The organism is Streptomyces botrytidirepellens, from assembly GCF_003721215.1.
GTDB lineage: Bacteria > Actinomycetota > Actinomycetes > Streptomycetales > Streptomycetaceae > Streptomyces > Streptomyces himastatinicus.
In genome coordinates, this window is the sequence record NZ_RIBZ01000385.1 from 1 (window position 1) to 730 (window position 730).

1 protein-coding gene is annotated in these 730 nt (G+C 79.7%); it reads left to right on the forward strand.

Going from position 1 to position 730, the window contains the following annotated elements:
* Window positions 1–730: AAA family ATPase (locus EEJ42_RS31095; RefSeq protein ID WP_246097512.1), on the forward strand; the 730-nt coding region annotated here is incomplete at both ends.

Genomic DNA, 730 nt, shown 5'->3' on the forward strand with positions numbered 1-730 from the left:
CTGCCGCGGCCGCCCGCCGGGTTCCTGGGCCGGGACGCGGAGCTGGCCGAGCTGACCCGGCTGGCGCTGCCCGGCGCCGGGCAGGACCGGCCGTACGGCGGCGCTCCCGCCGGGCTCCCCGCCGAGGGCGGCATCGCCCTCGTCACCGGGCCCGCCGGGGTCGGCAAGACGGGGCTGGCCGTGCACTGGGGCCACGCGTACGCCGCCGCCTTCCCCGACGGGCGGCTCTTCGCCGATCTGCGCGGCTTCAGCGGCGGTGAGGAGGCGGAACCCACCGCCGTGCTGCGGGAGTTCCTGCTCGCCATGGGCACCCCCGCCGACCAGATACCCCCCTCGGAGCAGGCCGCGGGGGCGCTCTACCGCTCGCTCGTGGCCCAGCGGCGGCTGCTGGTGGTGCTGGACAACGCGAGCAGCTCGGCCCAGGTGCGTCCGCTGCTGCCCGGCGGCCCGCACTGCGCCACGCTGGTCACCAGCCGGTCCCGGCTGGACGGGCTGATCGCCACCGATGCCGCCCGCCCGGTACGGCTGCACGCGCTCGGCCCCGCGGACGGGGCGGCCCTGATCGGCGCGCTCCTCGGCCCCGACCGGGTCGCCGAGGACCCGGCCGCCGCACAGGAGCTGGTGACGCTGTGCGACGGGCTGCCGCTCGCGCTGCGCGCCGCCTCCGCCCAGCTGGTGGCCCGGCCGCGGTGGCGGCTGGCGCGGCTGGCCACGGCGCTGCGCGACGAGC